Source organism: Paenarthrobacter sp. R1 (assembly GCF_030264015.1).
Taxonomy (GTDB): Bacteria; Actinomycetota; Actinomycetes; order Actinomycetales; family Micrococcaceae; genus Arthrobacter; species Arthrobacter ureafaciens.
The window spans coordinates 3,639,643-3,656,189 of the sequence record NZ_CP127115.1; the positions used below are offsets into that span (position 1 = coordinate 3,639,643).

Here is a 16,547-nt window from a genome sequence, read left to right on the forward strand (position 1 = left end):
GCCCTGTTGTATTGTTAACGGGTCGCAACTGGCGTGAGGTGGACAACCACCAGGGAGCGGCAATCACGAAGACCACGGATCGTACGCCTGGGCCGAGGGTCATGTTTTACCGGATGCATGCAGCGTGACCGATGCCTCTTGTCATTGAGGGGACGCGGGAATGCTGCTGCCGGTAGCCTGACCTGTAGCACCTCCCATTCCCTAGCCAGGAGATCTCCGTGACTACCACCACTTCAGTGTCTGTCAGTAACCAGCCGCTCGCCGAACTCGATCCCGAGATCGCAGCAGTCCTCGACCAGGAACTCGGCCGCCAGCGCGGCACCCTGGAAATGATCGCCTCCGAGAACTTCGCGCCGCGCGCAGTCATGGAAGCCCAGGGCTCCGTCCTGACCAACAAGTACGCCGAGGGTTACCCGGGCAAGCGCTACTACGGCGGTTGCGAGTACGTTGACGTTGCCGAGCAGCTCGCCATCGATCGCGTCAAGGCCCTCTTCGGTGCGGAGTACGCCAACGTCCAGCCCCATTCAGGTGCCCAGGCCAACGCCGCCGCACTGTCCGCCATGATCACCCCCGGCGACAAGATCCTCGGCCTTTCCCTGGCACACGGCGGCCACCTGACCCACGGCATGAAGCTCAACTTCTCCGGCAAGCTCTACCAGGTTGCTGCCTACCAGGTGGAAGAAGATACCTTCCGCGTGGACATGGACAAGCTGCGCGAGCAGGCCATCGCCGAGAAGCCGCAGGTCATCATTGCCGGCTGGTCCGCGTACCCCCGCCACCTTGATTTCGCTGCCTTCCGCTCCATCGCGGACGAGGTAGGCGCCCTCCTCTGGACGGACATGGCGCACTTCGCCGGCCTGGTTGCAGCAGGACTGCACCCGAGCCCGGTGCCGCACTCCGACGTCGTCACCTCCACCGTGCACAAGACCCTCGCAGGCCCGCGTTCCGGCGTGATATTGGCGAAGGAACAGTACGGCAAGAAGATCAACTCCAACGTCTTCCCCGGCCAGCAGGGCGGGCCGCTGATGCACGTCATCGCGGCCAAGGCTGTTGCCTTCAAGATCGCCGGCAGCGAGGAATTCAAGGAACGCCAGGAGCGCGTGCTCGAGGGTGCCAAGATCATCGCCGACCGCCTCAACCAGTCCGACGTTGCCGAGGCAGGCGTTTCCGTCCTCACCGGCGGCACCGATGTGCACCTGGTCCTCGTTGACCTGCGGAACTCCCAGTTGGACGGCCAGCAGGCCGAAGACCTCCTGCACTCCGTGGGCATCACCGTGAACCGCAATGCCGTTCCGTTCGATCCCCGCCCGCCGATGGTCACCTCCGGCCTTCGCATCGGTACGCCCGCACTGGCTACCCGCGGATTCGGCGCCGCGGAGTTCACCGAGGTTGCCGACATCATCGCCACCGCGCTCGTAAAGGGCGCCACGGGCAGCGTTGATGCAGAAGCCCTGCAGGCACGCGTGGACAAGCTCGCCGCCGACTTCCCGCTCTACCCGCAGCACGAGCAGTGGTGAACGCAGCACAGATCCTTGACGGCAAGGCAACCGCCGCGGCCATCAAGGCAGAACTGACCGAACGGGTTGCCGTCCTCGCGTCCAAGGGCATCGTTCCGGGCCTGGGCACCATCCTGGTGGGCTCGGATCCGGGCAGCACCTGGTACGTCGGCGGTAAGCACAAGGACTGCGCCGAGGTGGGCATCCAGTCCATCCGCCGGGACCTTCCCGAGGACATCACCCAGGACGAGCTGCTCAAAGTTGTCCGGGAGCTCAACGAGAACCCGGAGTGCACCGGGTACATCGTCCAGCTCCCGCTGCCCAAGCACATCGACCAGGACGTCATCCTGGAGGCCATGGATCCGGACAAGGACGCCGACGGCCTGCACCCCATGAACCTTGGCCGCCTGGTGGCCAACGTGAGCGGCGAGATGAAGTCCCCGCTGCCCTGCACGCCCAAGGGCTGCGTGGAGTTGATGCGCCGGCACGGCATCGAGCTCAACGGCAAGCGTGTCCTGGTGGTCGGCCGTGGTGTCACCATTGGCCGTCCCGTAGGCCTCCTGCTGACCCGCAAGGATGTCAACGCCACGGTGATCCTGGCCCACACCGGGACGGTAGATCTGCCTGCGGAGCTGAAGCAGGCCGACGTCGTGATTGCTGCTGCCGGCGTGCCGCACATGATCAAGGCTGAGGACCTCAAGCCGGGCGCCGTGGTGCTCGATGTCGGCGTCAGCCGCGTGGAGGACGGCAACGGCAAGGCTGTTGTCACCGGAGACGTGGACCCGGCTGCGGCGGACGTCGCCGCATGGCTGTCCCCGAACCCCGGCGGCGTGGGTCCGATGACCCGTGCCATGTTGCTGGCCAACGTGGTGGAGAGCGCCGAACGCCAAGCCGGACTGGCGTAGCCGAAACCAAGCGCAGCAAGGCGCCTGCTCCCTGTGGAGTGGGCGCCTTGTTCGTTAAAGAGAATTTGATCCCACGATTTGCGGAACATCTCTTTCACATATTCCCCGGCGCTACTAGTCTGCTGAGGGTGCACAATGAAGCCACGCGTCCTGCGCCGTCGCAGGCCCGTCCAGACATGAATCCGCCAACAGTCATCAGCGCCCGCAACCTCACCAAGACCTACGGTGAGCTGATTGCCGTGGACAACATCTCCTTTGATGTGCCCGCGGGGGAGTCCTTCGGCCTGCTGGGCCCCAACGGTGCAGGCAAGTCCACCACCATGAAGATGATCGGCGGGGTCTCGCAGCGGACTTCCGGCGCGCTGGACATCATGGGCCTGGACCCGGAGACACACGGCCCGGAGGTCCGGGCGCACCTGGGCGTGGTTCCGCAACAGGACAACCTTGACGAAGAGCTGAAGGTCCGCGAGAACCTGATCGTTTACGGGCGGTACTTCGGACTCCCGCTCAGCTACCTCAGGCCCAAAGCCGATGAGCTCCTGGAGTTCGCCCAGCTGACGGACAAAGCCAACTCCAAGGTGGATGCGCTGTCCGGCGGGATGAAGCGCAGGCTCACCATCGCGCGTTCGCTCATCAACGAACCGCGCATCCTGCTGCTGGATGAGCCCACCACAGGACTCGACCCGCAAGCGCGCCACATCCTGTGGGACCGGCTGTTCCGGCTCAAGGAAAGCGGCGTCACCCTGATCCTCACCACCCATTACATGGACGAGGCCGAACAGTTGTGCGATCGGCTGATCGTTGTGGACAAGGGGCGGATCATGGCCGAAGGGTCCCCGGCAACCCTCATCCGCGAACATTCCTCCCGCGAAGTACTCGAGCTCAGGTTCGGGTCCGAGCGCAACGGGACAATCGGCGTCGAGCTTGAAGGCATCGGCGACCGGCTGGAAACGCTGCCGGACCGCGTGCTCATCTACACCCACGACGGCGAGGCCGCGCTGGAACAGGTGTCGGCACGGGGGCTGCGCCCGTTGACATCGCTGGTACGCCGCTCGTCCCTGGAGGACGTGTTCCTTCGGCTGACGGGCCGGAGCCTCGTTGACTAGCGGGGACGGGATGGCGGGAAGCAAACCAACGACGCCGGTTCCTCCGCTGCGGGCTCACCCGCCTGCCGTCTCGGCGGCCAGGGCGCGGAAGTGGGGTTCGTTCTTCTACGCCGAACAGGTGCTCCGCGTCATGCGGAACTATGGCTGGTCAGTTGTCTTGTACAGCGTGGGGCAACCCGTGGCCTATCTCTTCGCGATGGGTGTTGGCTTGGCCAGCTTGGTGGATGCCAACAGCGATTCCGTGTTCGGCGGCGTCAGCTACCTGCAGTTCGTGGCGCCGGCGCTGCTGGTGTCAGCCGCTGTGATGACGGCGTCCGGGGAGTTCTCCTACCCGATCATGGATGGCTTCAAGTGGCGGCGGGTCTTTTTCGGCCCACATGCCTCGCCGCTGGTCCCGGAGCAGATCGCCACGGGCCACATCATGGCCAGCAGCCTCAGGTTCCTGCTGCAATCGGTGGTGTACTTTGCCGTGGTTGCGATGTTTGGCGCATCCCCGGGAGCGTGGGGGTGGGTGTCGGCACTGGTAGCCACACTTGCCGCGTTGTCGTTCGGACTCCCGCTGATGGCCTATGCCGCCAGCATCACGCAGGACAAGGGGCAGTTCGCCCTGGTGCAGAGGTTCATCGTCATGCCGCTGTTCCTCTTCTCCGGAACGTTCTTCCCGCTGGATACCTTGCCCTTGGCAGTACGGTGGATCGGCTGGATTTCCCCGGTATGGCACGGGACGGAACTGGGGCGCGTCTTCACCTATGGCATGGAGGAAAATCCCTTGCTGACACTCGTGCACGTTCTGTACCTCCTGGCCACGGCGACGGCGGGCTTCATCCTGACCCGGCGCCGCTTCGTCAAAAGGATGGGCTCATGAGCATCCTCACCGGCGGGCACAGCGCTACGGACCTCGCCCGCGAACGCAAGTTCGGGCCCCTGTATTCGCGCAACGCCAAGGCCGTTGTGGCCAGGGGACTCATGGCCGCGAAGTCCAGCACCTGGCTGGTCCTGCTCTCCGGATTCTTCGAACCCGTCCTGTTCCTGCTGGCCATGGGAGTGGGGATGGGGTCGATCGTCGGCACGGTCGAGGGCCCCGGCGGTACGGAAATCAGCTATGCGGCCTACATTGCCCCGGCGCTCCTGGCGGTCTCGGCCATGAACGGAGCGATCTACGATTCCACGTGGAACGTGTTCTTCAAGATGAACTTCGCCAAGCTGTACCAGGGCATGCTCTACACCTCCCTCGGTCCGCTGGATGTTGCCATGGGCGAGATTTTCCTGGCTTTGCTGCGCGGACTCCTCTACGCCACGGGCTTCACCGCGGTCATGGGCGTCATGGGACTGCTGACTACGTGGTGGGCAATCCTGGTGATCCCGGCATCGGTACTGATTGCGTTCGGCTTCGCGAGCTTCGGCATGGGGATCACCAGCTTCATGAAGACCTTCCAGCAGATGGACTGGATCAACTTCTTCCTCCTGCCCATGTTCCTCTTCAGCGCCACGTTCTACCCGTTGAGCGTCTACCCGCAGCCCATCCAGTGGTTTATCCAGGCCATGCCCTTATGGCACGGGGTTGAGCTGCTGCGCCAGATCAGCGCGGGATCCTTCAGCCCGGCCACGGCCATCCACGTGGCGTACTACCTGGTGATGATCGTCCTCGGCATCATGCTCACCACGGGACGGCTGCGCCAACTGTTCCTCAAATAACCCGTCGATGTTCGCCGTGCGTGGAAGGCGGCGCAGGCACCTCCGGGCATTTGAGACAATTGCACCATGCAATCTCTCGGTGACCCCCACCCAACCACGTCCGCATCCGCCCGGGGACCCTTCAAGGGCTTCCGCATAGGCGGCCTGGGAATGACCGTCGTCATCATCGCCTTCCTGGTGGCTGTGCTTTTCGCGGCCAACCAGAATGACGTCGTGGGCTGGGTCGTTGCCGTGGTCTCCTTTGGATGGCTGGCGCTCGCAACATTCGTGGTCTTCAGCATCCAGCGCGCCGCGAAGCGCGCCGGGGCCAAGCTGACTGAGGCCCAGAATGCGTTCGCCGCGGCAACCGGCCGCGCGCCGTCGTCGTCCGTTGCAGACAACGGCGGCACCCGGGTGGTGGCTGAACGCTCGCAGGCCGATGATGTCCGCGACTTGAAGCTGGACCACTCGTTCAAGATTGTCCAGGTGCAGGTCCGGGTAGTGGAAGAGGAGCGCGCCAAGGGTGCTGCCGCGAACCAGGACACCATCAACCGCGCACTCGAAACCATCGCCATTACGTCCACCAATGCACGGGACATGATCAAGTCCTCCGGAGACTCGGACGAACCGGTGGCCGGAACCATCATCGACTAGAGTAGAGCGGGTGAGTACGGCATTGAAGAAGGATTTCCTTCGCATCGCATCGGTCAACGTCAATGGCCTCAGGGCTGCCTACAAAAAGGGCATGGCGGAGTGGCTGGAGCCGCGCGACGTGGACATCCTTTGCTTGCAGGAAGTCCGTGCTCCTGACCAGATCGTCAATTCGTTGATCGGTGAAGGCTGGCACATCCTGCACGCGGAAGCCGAGGCCAAGGGCCGGGCGGGCGTCGCCATCGCTTCCCGCCAGGAGCCCACAGCCACGCGCGTCGGCAACGGCGATGAGTACTTCGACCAATCCGGGCGATGGGTCGAAGCGGACTTCCTCCTGACAAATGCCGCCGGTCAAGCCACCACGCTCACGGCCGTCAGCGCCTACGTGCATTCCGGTGAGGCCGGAACGCCCAAGCAGGATGACAAGTACCGCTTCCTGGACGCAATGACCACCCGCCTGCCCGAGCTGGCAAAGCACAGCGATCACGCGCTGGTTGTCGGTGACCTCAACGTCGGCCACACCGAGCTGGACATCAAGAACTGGAAGGGCAACGTCAAGCGTGCCGGCTTCCTCCCGGAGGAACGGGCCTACTTTGACCGCTTCTTCGGTGAAGAGATCGGATGGAGGGATGTTCACAGGGGCCTGGCAGGAGATGTCGCCGGCCCCTACACGTGGTGGTCCCAGCGCGGAAAAGCCTTTGACACTGACACAGGCTGGCGCATCGACTACCACCTGGCTACCCCGGCCCTCGCTGCAGCCGCTTTCTCGGCAGTAGTGGACCGGGCACCCTCGTGGGACACCCGCTTCTCTGACCACGCACCCCTGGTTGTTGACTACCGGCTCTAAGCTTGACGAAAGTTCCTACCCCATGACTACTGCTGAAACAGACGCTGCCGTCCTCCCGGCCGGCAGCCCCGCAAACCCCGCCCAGCCTGCCACAGGCGCCAAGCACCGCGTCCTTTCCGGCATGCAGCCTTCGGCCGATTCGCTGCACCTCGGCAACTACTTGGGCGCGCTGGTCAACTGGGTCCGGATGCAGGATGAGTACGACGCCGTCTTCTTCATTCCGGACCTCCACGCCATCACGGTCCCGCAGGACCCCGCAGAGCTTGCGCACCGCACCCGCGTCACCGCTGCCCAGTACATCGCCGGGGGAGTGGACGTGGAGAAATGCACCCTCTTTGTCCAGTCGCAGGTTCCCGAACACGCCCAGCTCGCCTGGGTGCTGAACTGCATCACCGGTATGGGCGAGGCCGGCCGGATGACGCAGTTCAAGGACAAGGCACAGAAGCAGGGCTCTGACCACGCGAGCGTCGGCCTGTTCACCTACCCCATCCTCCAGGCCGCCGACATCCTCTTGTACCAACCGCACGGCGTTCCGGTGGGCGAAGACCAGCGGCAGCACGTAGAGCTCAGCCGTGACCTGGCCAACCGCTTCAACAGCCGGTTCGGCCTGACTTTCCAGGTGCCCGAGGCCTTCATCCAGAAAGAATCGGCCAAGATCTACGATCTCCAGAACCCCACCGCCAAGATGTCCAAGTCGGCCGAGTCGCCTGCCGGGCTCATCAACCTCCTGGATGACCCCAAGACCGTGGCCAAGCGGATCAAGTCCGCGGTGACGGACGCCGAGACCGAGATCCGCTATGACCGGGAGAACAAGCCGGGCGTTTCCAACCTCCTGACCATCTACTCAGCCATCAGCGGTACCCCGGTGGAGAAGATCGTGGCGGACTACCAGGGCAAGATGTACGGGCACCTGAAGGTGGACCTCGCGGAACTGGTTTCCGGCCACCTGGCTCCCATTCGCGAACGCGCCAACGAGCTCCTGGCCGATCCTGCCGAGCTTGACCGCCTGCTGGCCCACGGGGCGGACAAGGCACGCGAGATCGCCTCGGTCACCCTGGCAGATGTCTACTCCAAGGTCGGATTCCTCCCGTACCGCGGCACCGCAAACCTCAGCGAGCAGGGAGTCCGCTAAGTCCATGTGCGCCGCCGGCCAGCTCAACGTCACGACCGACCCCCAGCAGGGCGCCGGTCCGGACGATGCCCGCCAGCCGGAAGTCACCGGCACCGATTGCGGTGCCGGTGGCGCCATGTGTGTTGGCGTCATCCTTGGCTTCCCGCCGGAGATCGCCAAGGAGCTCCAGGAATGGCGGGCTTCCTTCGGCGATCCCATGGCCGAGGTGATTCCCGCCCACATCACCCTCATCACCACCACCCCTACTTCCGACTGGGAAGCCACGAGGGACCATGTCCGTGAAGTCGCCCGCACCCAAGCGCCCTTCACCATCACAATCTCCGGAACCGGCTCGTTCCGTCCGGTGTCGCCGGTAGTGTTCGTCAACGTGGAACAGGGTTTTGAGGAGTGCGTGCAGTTGCACGAGAAGCTCCAGAGCGGCCCCCTTGAACGGCGCCTCCCCTTCCCCTACCACCCGCATGTCACGGTGGCTCACGATGTAGCCCAGGAAAATCTTGATGAGGCCGAAACGGTCCTCAGTGATTACCGGGCCACCTTCCCTGTGGTTAGCATGGGACTTTACGAGCACGACACCAACGGAATATGGCAGCTACGGGAAGAGCTCGACTTTGGCGGCGACACTGACGAAGCACAGCAGGCGGAACCCTCGTCCTCAAGCGGACAGTCCGCCGCTTCCAACTGAGCTCGCCAAGCTAAGGCTCGAACTTCTCCACAAGCGTCAGGACTGGGGCAAAAGCAAACGGGCCGGGGACGGCCTGCCCCGGAAGGCCGGCGCATTCTTCGCCCTCGTCCTGGCCCGCCTGAACACCAACCGCGGCATGCGTTCCTTTCAGCACTACACGCGGCAGCATGGGCCGTTGCTCAGTGCAGGCATCGGTTTCAACATGTTCTTCTCCGTCACGGGCCTCCTGACCACCGGCTTCGCGGTTGCCGGCATCGTACTGGGCGGCAATCCCGTGCTTGAGGACGCAGTCATCCGCAGCGTCGCCTCCGCTGCTCCCGGCCTCCTTCAAGTGAACGGCGGGGAGGGCCTGGTGGATCCGCAGACCCTCCTGAATCCCTCCGGCCTCGGCTGGACTGCCCTGATCGCCGCGGTGGTCACTATCTTCACCTCGCTCGGCTGGATCGCCAGCGTCCGGGAAGGGCTGCGCGGGGTCATGGAGGAAGGCCCGTTGCAGCGCAATGCCCTCCTGCAGAAGCTCGTCGATGCCGGAACGCTGTTGCTTCTCGGAGTCATCCTGGTGGTCAGCGCCGGAGCGTCGCTCGTCTTCGGCACTGCGGCGGACTGGTTCTTCGAACTGTTGCGCCTGGATGAGGCGGTGGCCGGTCCCATTGCCGCAGTGGTCAAGATCGTTGTTCCGCTGCTGTTGAACTGCACGACGGCGGCAGTCCTGTTCCGGGTCGCAGGCGGCCTTGAGCTGGGGCGCCGCGCGTTCGTGGAAGGGGTGCTCCTGGCAGGCGCCGGTACTACGGTGCTCCAGCTCTTCAGCACCGAACTCCTTGCGCGTGCCGGAAACAACCCCGTCCTTGCATCGTTCGCCATCATCATCGGCTTGTTGATCTGGTTCAACCTGGTCAGCCAGGTGTATCTCATCTCCGCGTCCTGGTCAGCCGTCCGCGAAGCCGACGCCCAGGCGGGGGAGGAGCCACGCAAGCGGTTCCTCGGTGCCCGGCGCGCAACTCCCCAGACCTGACCGAGCCTGGAGCCCCGCCATGAACAACCAGTTGTGGATTGCTTGCCTGATCGGAGCTGCGGCCGGGCTGGTGATTGGCCAGCTCGTGTTCAATTCCCCGTTCGTGGGCATCCTGGTCGGGGTGGGCTTGGGCGCTTTGGTGGGCGCCTCGCTCGGGCCCAAGCGGGAGTAAGAGCCTAAGGTGCCTGTACCAGTCCCTCCCACTTTACGGTCCAGCCCGCAGGGAAACCTGGCGCATGCCGTGCCGGACCGTCGTCCCACCCCGCAGCCATGAGCGCCACTGCCGCCAACAGGCCGCCGTTGCCGGGAAGGTACAAGCGCAAGGAATCGGTCTGGCGGTTGTGTCCGTTGGCCAGGACAGTGTTTTTGCCGGCGGTCATGAGGAGTGCGTCGACGGCGGCCTCGGGGTCTTCGAGCCGCGCTGCCGTCATCGCCATCACCGGGTAGTCCCAACCCCAGGTGCTGGCCCAGTCCCAATCCGCCAGGACGTCGGCGAGGGTGGCTTTCATGATGACCGGATCGATGAGCCCGGTGCGGGGCAGTACGCCCAGGGCGCACAGCATCGAGGGATGGTCGGTCCGGATGGTGAAGGGGTCCACGTCAATGGCTGCATAGACGCCGTCGGTCACGTGCGGCGTGACCATATTGTCAGCCACTTCATCCCATAGTGGGACCGGGTCAAGGCCCAGCCGTTCCCGCCACTGGGAAGCGACGCGCAGCGCCCATTGCCAGTAGGCGAGCTCGAACGTGGGGTTGCTGACCTCACCGCGCATGAACCCATAGCTTTCCTGCGCCGGAACCAGCGGCGGACCCAGCTCGAAGCCTCGCCCCGTGGGGTGGGCGAAACTGGCCATGAATGCCGCGGACTCGAACACAATCCCGGCGAATTCCTCCAGAACCTCGCGATCCGGAGTGGCGCGGTAGGCGAGTTCGGCCAGGTAGATGGGATGTGGTTGCTGCCAGATCAGGAAGGTGCCGATCGTGCTGGGGCTCTCGCGCCCGTCCGGTCCCACCTGCTTCGGCCAGCGGACACCCTCAAAGCCTTGTTGTTTGGCTGTCTGCCGCGAGGCCTCCAGGATGGACGAATACCATCTCAACGACGGCAGCAGCAGTTCCGTGCGGTTCCAGAGCGCAAAGTGCGCAGCATGCCACCAATGCATCTCCAGATGGAAGCGGCCCCGCCAGGAGTTGCAGACCAGCCCGGTTTCCTGCGGCGGCAACGAGCCCGCACAGTTGATGGCGGTCACGTACTGGGAAAGGACAATCCGCCGTTCCAGCTCCTTCGCGCTCGGATCGTTCGTGGCGTTCAGTTCGATTGCCCCGCCGGACGTCCAGAAGCGGGGCCAATGGGCGGCCGCAGCCGCCGCTACCCGACTTCCGGCGCCGTCGGAAGAAGGTACGACGCCGGAGGCCGGGTCGGCGTCGAAGCCTTCAGCGGGTGCTGCGCCGCTGTGATGGTTGTTGCCCCGCGGGGTGCAGTCACCGCCTTCACCCGGGGTGAAAGTGAGGGAAAAATCGAGGACCGTGCTCTGGCTTTGCGGCGCGATACGAAGCGAGTGCAGCCCGGTCTGCTCCACCACCAGTTCTTCTCCGGCGATGGCGACGTCGTAGCGCGAATCGTCCAGTTCCCTGTGCGCTACCCACTGTCCGTCCAACACCGTGCTGTGTGCCCCGGGCTTGGACCAGTCCGCGGCGTCATGCCATGATTCAGACCCGTAAGGAAAGTCGATGCCCACCACCAGGCCTGAGCCCAACGCGGGTGACTCGACGCGGAAGCCGAGCTCGTCGCGGGAGGGGTGGCACGCCGTCGTGACTTTGACCTGCTGGCCTGCCAGCGTGAAGGTGCTGGTCACAGTTCCGGACCACAGGTCCAGCGTTTGCGTGGCCTGCGTGATGTCCTCGGGGGTGATGCCGCGATCCAGCCCGTCACGGACCATCCGGAATCCGATGCGTCCCAGGTCCAGCCGGTGCGGGTTTGCCCGGAGCCATGTCTCCGCGGCGGACGTCCCGGTTTCCCGGTCATTGACGATGTCTCCCACCATGTCGACGTAGGGCACCGGGCCCCGCGGGGAGTCATAGAGCACGGTGGATCCGGCCAAATCGTGGGGTGATGCAGGTGGGACGGAATGCCATCCCCACTGGGCTTGCGTGCCCAGCAGGGTGCCTGCTGGAAGCTCGCCGCGGGCTCCCACGGGGTAGCAGCCGGGCAACGTCTGGAGGCCCGTCAAGTCCATGGTGAACGCGAACTCGCCATTGCCAACGGAAACGGGGCTGCGTGGATCGAGCTCCTGCTGCGTGACGTTGTGGCGGCGTACCAGGTCCTCACGGTCGATGAGATTCCCTGCGCCCGGGCAGGGAACGTCCAGGACCACCGAGTCCTCGGTCTCCCGGAGGGCGAAGAATGCGGCCCGCTCGTGGGGACTCTGGTTGGGCTGGTGGAGCGTCAGGATGAGCCCGCCATCGAGTTTCCGGGCAATCATGCCGTGGCCGCCGTCCCTGCCCCAGATAGGTTCGGGCTCCTGTACCCACGGACCCAGGACGGTGCCTGATGCACTGCGTGCGATTCCCATGGCGTAACCGTGATCCCCGAAACCGGACCACAACATGATCAGCTTGCCATTGGCCATCCGGTGGAGGAAAGGACCGTCGGTCACGTAGACGGGGGCTTCCCGGTCAGCTACTGCGGGCACATCCAGCGCGCGGGACCAAGGGGCCTCGGAGGCGGCGAACAGGACAGTCGGTTCACCCACGGTTGTCCGCAGATCGTGGCTCAACTGATGGGCAACAATGGTGCCGTCATTGACCTGCTTCCATTCATGGCAGAAGACCAACCAGGGCGTTCCTCCCGCGTCGATATGCGGGGTTCCGTCCAGGCATTCCCAGTCCCGGGGAGTCACGGGTCCGTCGCTCCAGGGAGTGTAGGGACCTTCCGGTGACTCGGCGGAAAGGATCTGGGTCCCGCGGCAGTGTCCAGGTGCGGTGAACGTGGCGAACATGAAGTAGCGGCCTTGGTAGCCATGCACTTCAGGGGCCCAGTATTGCTCCTTGCTCCAGAATCCGGGGGAGGGCCGGAACGCGGGGATGGGCCCCTCCCAATCCTCAAGGTCGCTGCTGCGGTAGCAGTCGAACCCTGTGGCAGGACCGGACCAGATGTTCTTGTCCGTGCTGCCGAAGAGCAAATACCCGGCGTCGTCGGGCAGTGTGAGGAGGAACGGGTCACGGATTTGGATGTCTGCCAGCTTGGTCAAGGGAGAGCCTCCGGGGCGTCGGCGAAATAGTTAACAGCGGGAACTATTGACGCACTCTATCGTAGTTGATACGTTTCAGGAACCGTTTTCTGAGCGTAAAGGAAGCTTACCCAATGGTGCGTAAACCTGTACTGAGTGTCCGAAAAACAATGGCCTTTGTCGTGGCCATGGGCCTTGCGGGCCTGGCCACGGGCTGTGCCGGCGGCGGCAGCAACAACCAGCCCGAGGATGGTCCGGTGGAGATCAGGTTCTCCTGGTGGGGCAACGCATCAAGGGCCGAGCTGACCAACAAGGCAATCGCGGAGTTCGAGGCCGCCAACCCGAACATCAAAGTAAAACCCGAGTATGGCGACATCAACGGCTACTTCGACAAGCTGGCCACCCAAGTCGCAGCCAATGACGCTCCGGACGTCATTACCATGGGTGGAGCCTACCCCGCCGAGTACGCCAACCGCGGCGCCCTCCTGGACCTGTCGAAAGTCAGCGGGTCGCTTGATCTCTCCAAGCTGGACCAGGGCGCCGTGGAAAACGGTCAGGTGAAGGGTACCCAATACGGTGTGTCCACGGGCGCCAACGCCCTGGCGATCGTGGTCAACCCTGCTGTCTTCCAGGCCGCCGGCGTCGAAATGCCGGACGACAACACCTGGAGCTGGGACGACTTCGCCAAAATCGCCAAGGAAGTTACTGAAAAGAGTCCCAAGGGAACGTACGGCACTGCGACCGTTCTGACCCATGACTCCCTGGACGCCTTCGCACGCCAGCGCGGTCAGTCCCTGTATACGCAGGACGGTCAGCTGGGCCTGGAAAAGGACACAGTGCAGGCCTACTTCGACTACTCACTGAAGCTCAGCGAATCGGGCGCTGCCCCCAGCGCCTCCGAGACAGTGGAAAAACTGAACGTCAGCACCGAGCAGACCCTTATGGGCATGGGCAAGGCCGGCATGATGCTGACTTGGAGCAATTCGCTCTCTGCCCTCAGCAAGGCCTCCGGTGCCGAACTGAAGCTGCTCAAACTCCCGGGCGAAACCCCCACGCCGGGCATCTGGCTCCAGTCCTCGCAGTTCTACACCATCTCCGCCCGCAGCAAGCACACCGACGCCGCAGCCAAGCTGGTGAACTTCCTGGTCAACAACGAGGCCGCGGGCAAGATCATCCAGAGCGACCGGGGCGTACCCGGCAACTCGGCCATTCGCAGCGCGATCCAGGAGCAGCTCACGCCGCAGGGCAAGGTCGAGGCGGCCTACATCGACCAGATCGGCAAGATGGAATTCGCACCCACCTACATCGGCCCTACAGGTTCCACCGCCGTTTCGGAGATCACGGCCCGCATCAATACCGAGGTCCTGTTCAAGCGGCTGAGCCCGGAGAAGGGCGCAGAACAGTGGCTGGCCGAAAGCAAGGCGGCCATCGGCAAGTAGCACCCAACTAAGTCGCAGCAGAGCGCGTTCTGGACGTCTGTCATGTCTCATGACCTTGTAGACACTTCATGTCTCATGACTTCGTGGACGGTTGTTGTCTCACGACTGTGTGGACACTTCGTCTTGGGACTTTGTTTGTCGGCCTCTGCGGGGCGGGTACTTTGTTCGTTTCTTGCGGGTGCCTTGTGGGTCTGCGACGACTCCTGAGGGTTTTCCGTTGCCGACGTAGGTGGTTCCGTGCGGAGGTCTGGGGTGAGTGATGATCTCGGTGCCTTGTGCTCCGAAGAACATGATGGTGGTGTCGTCGTAGATGATGTGCACGGTGGTGCCGGTGTGTTCTTTGCCCATTTTGAAGTGGGTTCCTAGGATCGTCACGGACCCGTTCCGGTTCACTGTTCGGTGCGCGCTTTGCCTGTCCGTTGCGGGCGTGACTTGCTCAGGAACGGTTGGCGGGGGCGTTTTCGGGGTGGCGTTCCAGGCCTCATAGGGCGTCGTTCCCGCGGGTAGGCCTTGATGTTCGCGTTCGTTGTTGTAGTAGAGATCGAAAGCGTCGACCTGCAGTTGCAGGGCAGCCATTGAAGGGGCCGGGAGTTGCCTGTGCAGGTATCGGTGCAGGGTTTGGTGGAAGCGTTCGTTCTTGCCTTGGGTGGTGGGTTTGTAGGGTTTGCCCGTTATCGGTTCGATGCCTTTGGCTTTGAGGAACTCCACGAGGGCCCCGGTGCGGCCGCGGCGGGTGGGATTCAGTGCCGAGCCGTTGTCGGAAAGGAACTTCTGCGGTGCTCCGTGGCGTTCGATGGCCTGGGTAACGACGGCGATTGCGGCGGCGCTGGTTTCGCCGGGTGCGACCAGGGAAGCCAGCGCCAAACGCGAATGATCATCGATGAGTTGGAAGATGGCTACCTTCTTGCCGCTGGCGAGCTGCCATTCGGTCGAGTCGATTTGCCAGCACGCGTTGGGTTGCGGATAGACGAACCTTTTGTAGGCGCTTCGAGGCTTCTTCCGCGGTTCGGGCATCACGACACCGGCCCGGGAAAAGATCCTGGCCACGGTGGCACGCGAGGGCGGTGTGAAGCCTTGTCGTGAGAGCTTCGCGATGACAGAAAGCGGACCGTGGTCCTGCCCGCTCTCCTGCAGTTCCGCCCGGGTACCGAGCAGCAACTCGATCATCGCCTGTGGGGTCAGGGCCGGCATGGTTCTTGGAATCGTGGGCTTTTTCTCCAATGCCTTCACCGGCCCCACCTCGGCAGCCGCCGCCCGGACCCGGTAGAACCAGGCCCGGGAGACATTGTGCTTCCTGCAGAACGCAGTAACCGCGCCTCTGGGCGAATCCTCGGACCACGTTGCCACAGCATGCCGGATCTTGATGTCCGGTTGGGGTTTGCTCATGCATAGCAGCAAACCCGCAAGCTAAGTGTCCACGATGTCCTGAGACAGAGTGTCTACGAAGTCATGAGACAGAACTGTCTATTAAGTCATGAGACTCCACACGCGTTCTGGACGTCCGGAACGCGCTCTGCTGCGACCCAGTTGGGGGGCCTAGGACGCTGGGTCCTCTTCGCGCAGCTCCACGTAGGGATCCGCCCACGCGCCGATGATCCGTGCCACCCGGGCAGCCTGGCCCTTGCCGGTGAGCAGGTGCTCACTGCCTTCAAGGGAAACGAAGCTCCGCGGATGCCGGGCCGTGCGGAAAATCTCGCTGGCGTTGTCGATCCCCACGGTGTTGTCCGTAGGGGAGTGCATCACCATGAGGGGCCTGTGCAAGGTGCGGATGCAATCGCGCAGGTCGGCCCGTTCCACATCCTCCACGAAGTGCCTGCGGATCTCCATCGGACGACCTCCGAGGTCCACCACTGCGCTGCCGTCGCGGCGGATGGCCTCGATCTCGGCGTCGAACATGTGCTCAACGTGCCTGGGTTCGTAAGGTGCGCCGACCGTCACCACCGCATTTGCCTCGGGAACGTCGCGGGCGACGGCAAGAACGGCCGCACCGCCAAAGGAATGCCCCACCAGCAGGGAGATTCCCCGGCCTTGCTCGCGCATGAACTTAGCGGCCAGGATGGTGTCCGCCACCTTCACGCTGAAGGAACCGGCCGACCACTCTCCGGCGGAGCCGCCCAGCCCGAGGTTGTCGAAACGCAGCATCCCGATTCCCTGCTCCGCGAGGCCCTTGCAGATCCGGGAGGCGGCGGGGCTGTCCTTGCCCAGCGTCAGCCCGTGGGAGTAGATGCCCCACCCGCGGACGGGACCTTCCGGAACATCGATGATGCCCGCCAAAGCGTCCCCGGTGCTGCCCGTAAAGGTGATTTTCTCTGGGCGCGACATGCGGCCTCCTTGGTGATTGGATCCGGCACGCTGTGGCCGGTTGATGATTAACGA

15 protein-coding genes, 1 pseudogene and 1 riboswitch are annotated in these 16,547 nt (G+C 63.9%); of the genes and pseudogenes, 12 read left to right on the forward strand and 4 right to left on the reverse strand.

Translation table 11 applies throughout. The features are described 5' to 3' along the window. The first annotated feature begins 14 nt into the window (after positions 1 to 14). Positions 15 to 100: riboswitch (ZMP/ZTP riboswitch) on the forward strand. Positions 101 to 218: 118 nt separating this feature from the next. The 11 genes from glyA to QN084_RS17605 all read left to right on the forward strand — a co-directional run bounded on the left by glyA (position 219) and on the right by QN084_RS17605 (position 9,677). Then, the gene (gene glyA / locus QN084_RS17555; protein WP_206599664.1) at positions 219 to 1,517 is read left to right on the forward strand and encodes a serine hydroxymethyltransferase; all 1,299 of its coding nucleotides are present in this window, start codon (positions 219 to 221) and stop codon (positions 1,515 to 1,517) included. Then, positions 1,511 to 2,401, forward strand: coding sequence for a bifunctional methylenetetrahydrofolate dehydrogenase/methenyltetrahydrofolate cyclohydrolase (locus QN084_RS17560; protein ID WP_031217089.1), 891 nt, complete (start codon positions 1,511 to 1,513; stop codon positions 2,399 to 2,401). The genes glyA and QN084_RS17560 overlap by 7 nt, the downstream gene beginning before the upstream one ends. A 176-nt stretch (positions 2,402 to 2,577) precedes the next feature. Further along, complete coding sequence (locus QN084_RS17565) at positions 2,578 to 3,507, forward strand: ABC transporter ATP-binding protein (protein ID WP_021474133.1); 930 nt, start codon at positions 2,578 to 2,580, stop codon at positions 3,505 to 3,507. A gap of 10 nt (positions 3,508 to 3,517) precedes the next feature. Beyond that, positions 3,518 to 4,372, forward strand: coding sequence for an ABC transporter permease (locus QN084_RS17570; RefSeq protein WP_069694823.1), 855 nt, complete (start codon positions 3,518 to 3,520; stop codon positions 4,370 to 4,372). Next, on the forward strand, positions 4,369 to 5,202 hold the full coding sequence (locus QN084_RS17575) for an ABC transporter permease (protein WP_021474135.1): 834 nt from the start codon (positions 4,369 to 4,371) through the stop codon (positions 5,200 to 5,202). Before QN084_RS17570 ends, QN084_RS17575 begins: the two co-directional genes overlap by 4 nt. Positions 5,203 to 5,268: 66 nt before the next feature. After that, positions 5,269 to 5,835 carry a hypothetical protein gene (locus QN084_RS17580; protein WP_069694822.1) on the forward strand — a complete coding sequence of 189 codons (567 nt, stop codon included), beginning with the start codon at positions 5,269 to 5,271 and terminating at the stop codon, positions 5,833 to 5,835. 10 nt (positions 5,836 to 5,845) lie between these two features. Beyond that, the gene (locus QN084_RS17585; protein WP_062095664.1) at positions 5,846 to 6,679 is read left to right on the forward strand and encodes an exodeoxyribonuclease III; all 834 of its coding nucleotides are present in this window, start codon (positions 5,846 to 5,848) and stop codon (positions 6,677 to 6,679) included. A 22-nt stretch (positions 6,680 to 6,701) separates the two neighbouring features. After that, positions 6,702 to 7,811, forward strand: coding sequence for a tryptophan--tRNA ligase (gene trpS / locus QN084_RS17590; RefSeq protein WP_021474138.1), 1,110 nt, complete (start codon positions 6,702 to 6,704; stop codon positions 7,809 to 7,811). Positions 7,812 to 7,815: 4 nt separating this feature from the next. After that, positions 7,816 to 8,493 carry a 2'-5' RNA ligase family protein gene (locus QN084_RS17595; RefSeq protein ID WP_021474139.1) on the forward strand — a complete coding sequence of 226 codons (678 nt, stop codon included), beginning with the start codon at positions 7,816 to 7,818 and terminating at the stop codon, positions 8,491 to 8,493. Then, positions 8,420 to 9,505: a YihY/virulence factor BrkB family protein gene (locus QN084_RS17600; protein ID WP_031217093.1), complete on the forward strand. Its 1,086-nt coding sequence runs from the start codon at positions 8,420 to 8,422 to the stop codon at positions 9,503 to 9,505. The genes QN084_RS17595 and QN084_RS17600 overlap by 74 nt, the downstream gene beginning before the upstream one ends. A 19-nt stretch (positions 9,506 to 9,524) precedes the next feature. After that, the gene (locus tag QN084_RS17605) at positions 9,525 to 9,677 is read left to right on the forward strand and encodes a hypothetical protein (protein WP_021474142.1); all 153 of its coding nucleotides are present in this window, start codon (positions 9,525 to 9,527) and stop codon (positions 9,675 to 9,677) included. 4 nt (positions 9,678 to 9,681) lie between these two features. On the opposite strand, the gene QN084_RS17610 is transcribed toward QN084_RS17605, so the two are convergent. Next, positions 9,682 to 11,838, reverse strand: a complete 2,157-nt coding sequence (locus QN084_RS17610) for a hypothetical protein (protein ID WP_170828579.1) — start codon at positions 11,836 to 11,838, stop codon at positions 9,682 to 9,684. A gap of 150 nt (positions 11,839 to 11,988) precedes the next feature. Beyond that, positions 11,989 to 12,753, reverse strand: a pseudogene (locus QN084_RS24195) (glycoside hydrolase family 43 protein); the annotation flags it as partial. Between the two features lie 113 nt (positions 12,754 to 12,866). Between QN084_RS24195 and QN084_RS17615 the strand changes: the two are divergent. Beyond that, a complete protein-coding gene (locus QN084_RS17615) occupies positions 12,867 to 14,171 on the forward strand; it encodes an ABC transporter substrate-binding protein (RefSeq protein WP_031217095.1) in 1,305 nt (434 codons plus the stop codon). Positions 14,172 to 14,270: 99 nt separating this feature from the next. On the opposite strand, the gene QN084_RS17620 is transcribed toward QN084_RS17615, so the two are convergent. Continuing rightward, positions 14,271 to 15,557: a DDE-type integrase/transposase/recombinase gene (locus QN084_RS17620; protein ID WP_062095146.1), complete on the reverse strand. Its 1,287-nt coding sequence runs from the start codon at positions 15,555 to 15,557 to the stop codon at positions 14,271 to 14,273. A gap of 150 nt (positions 15,558 to 15,707) precedes the next feature. Continuing rightward, a complete protein-coding gene (locus QN084_RS17625; RefSeq protein ID WP_069694711.1) occupies positions 15,708 to 16,493 on the reverse strand; it encodes an alpha/beta hydrolase family protein in 786 nt (261 codons plus the stop codon). Positions 16,494 to 16,547 lie beyond the last annotated feature (54 nt).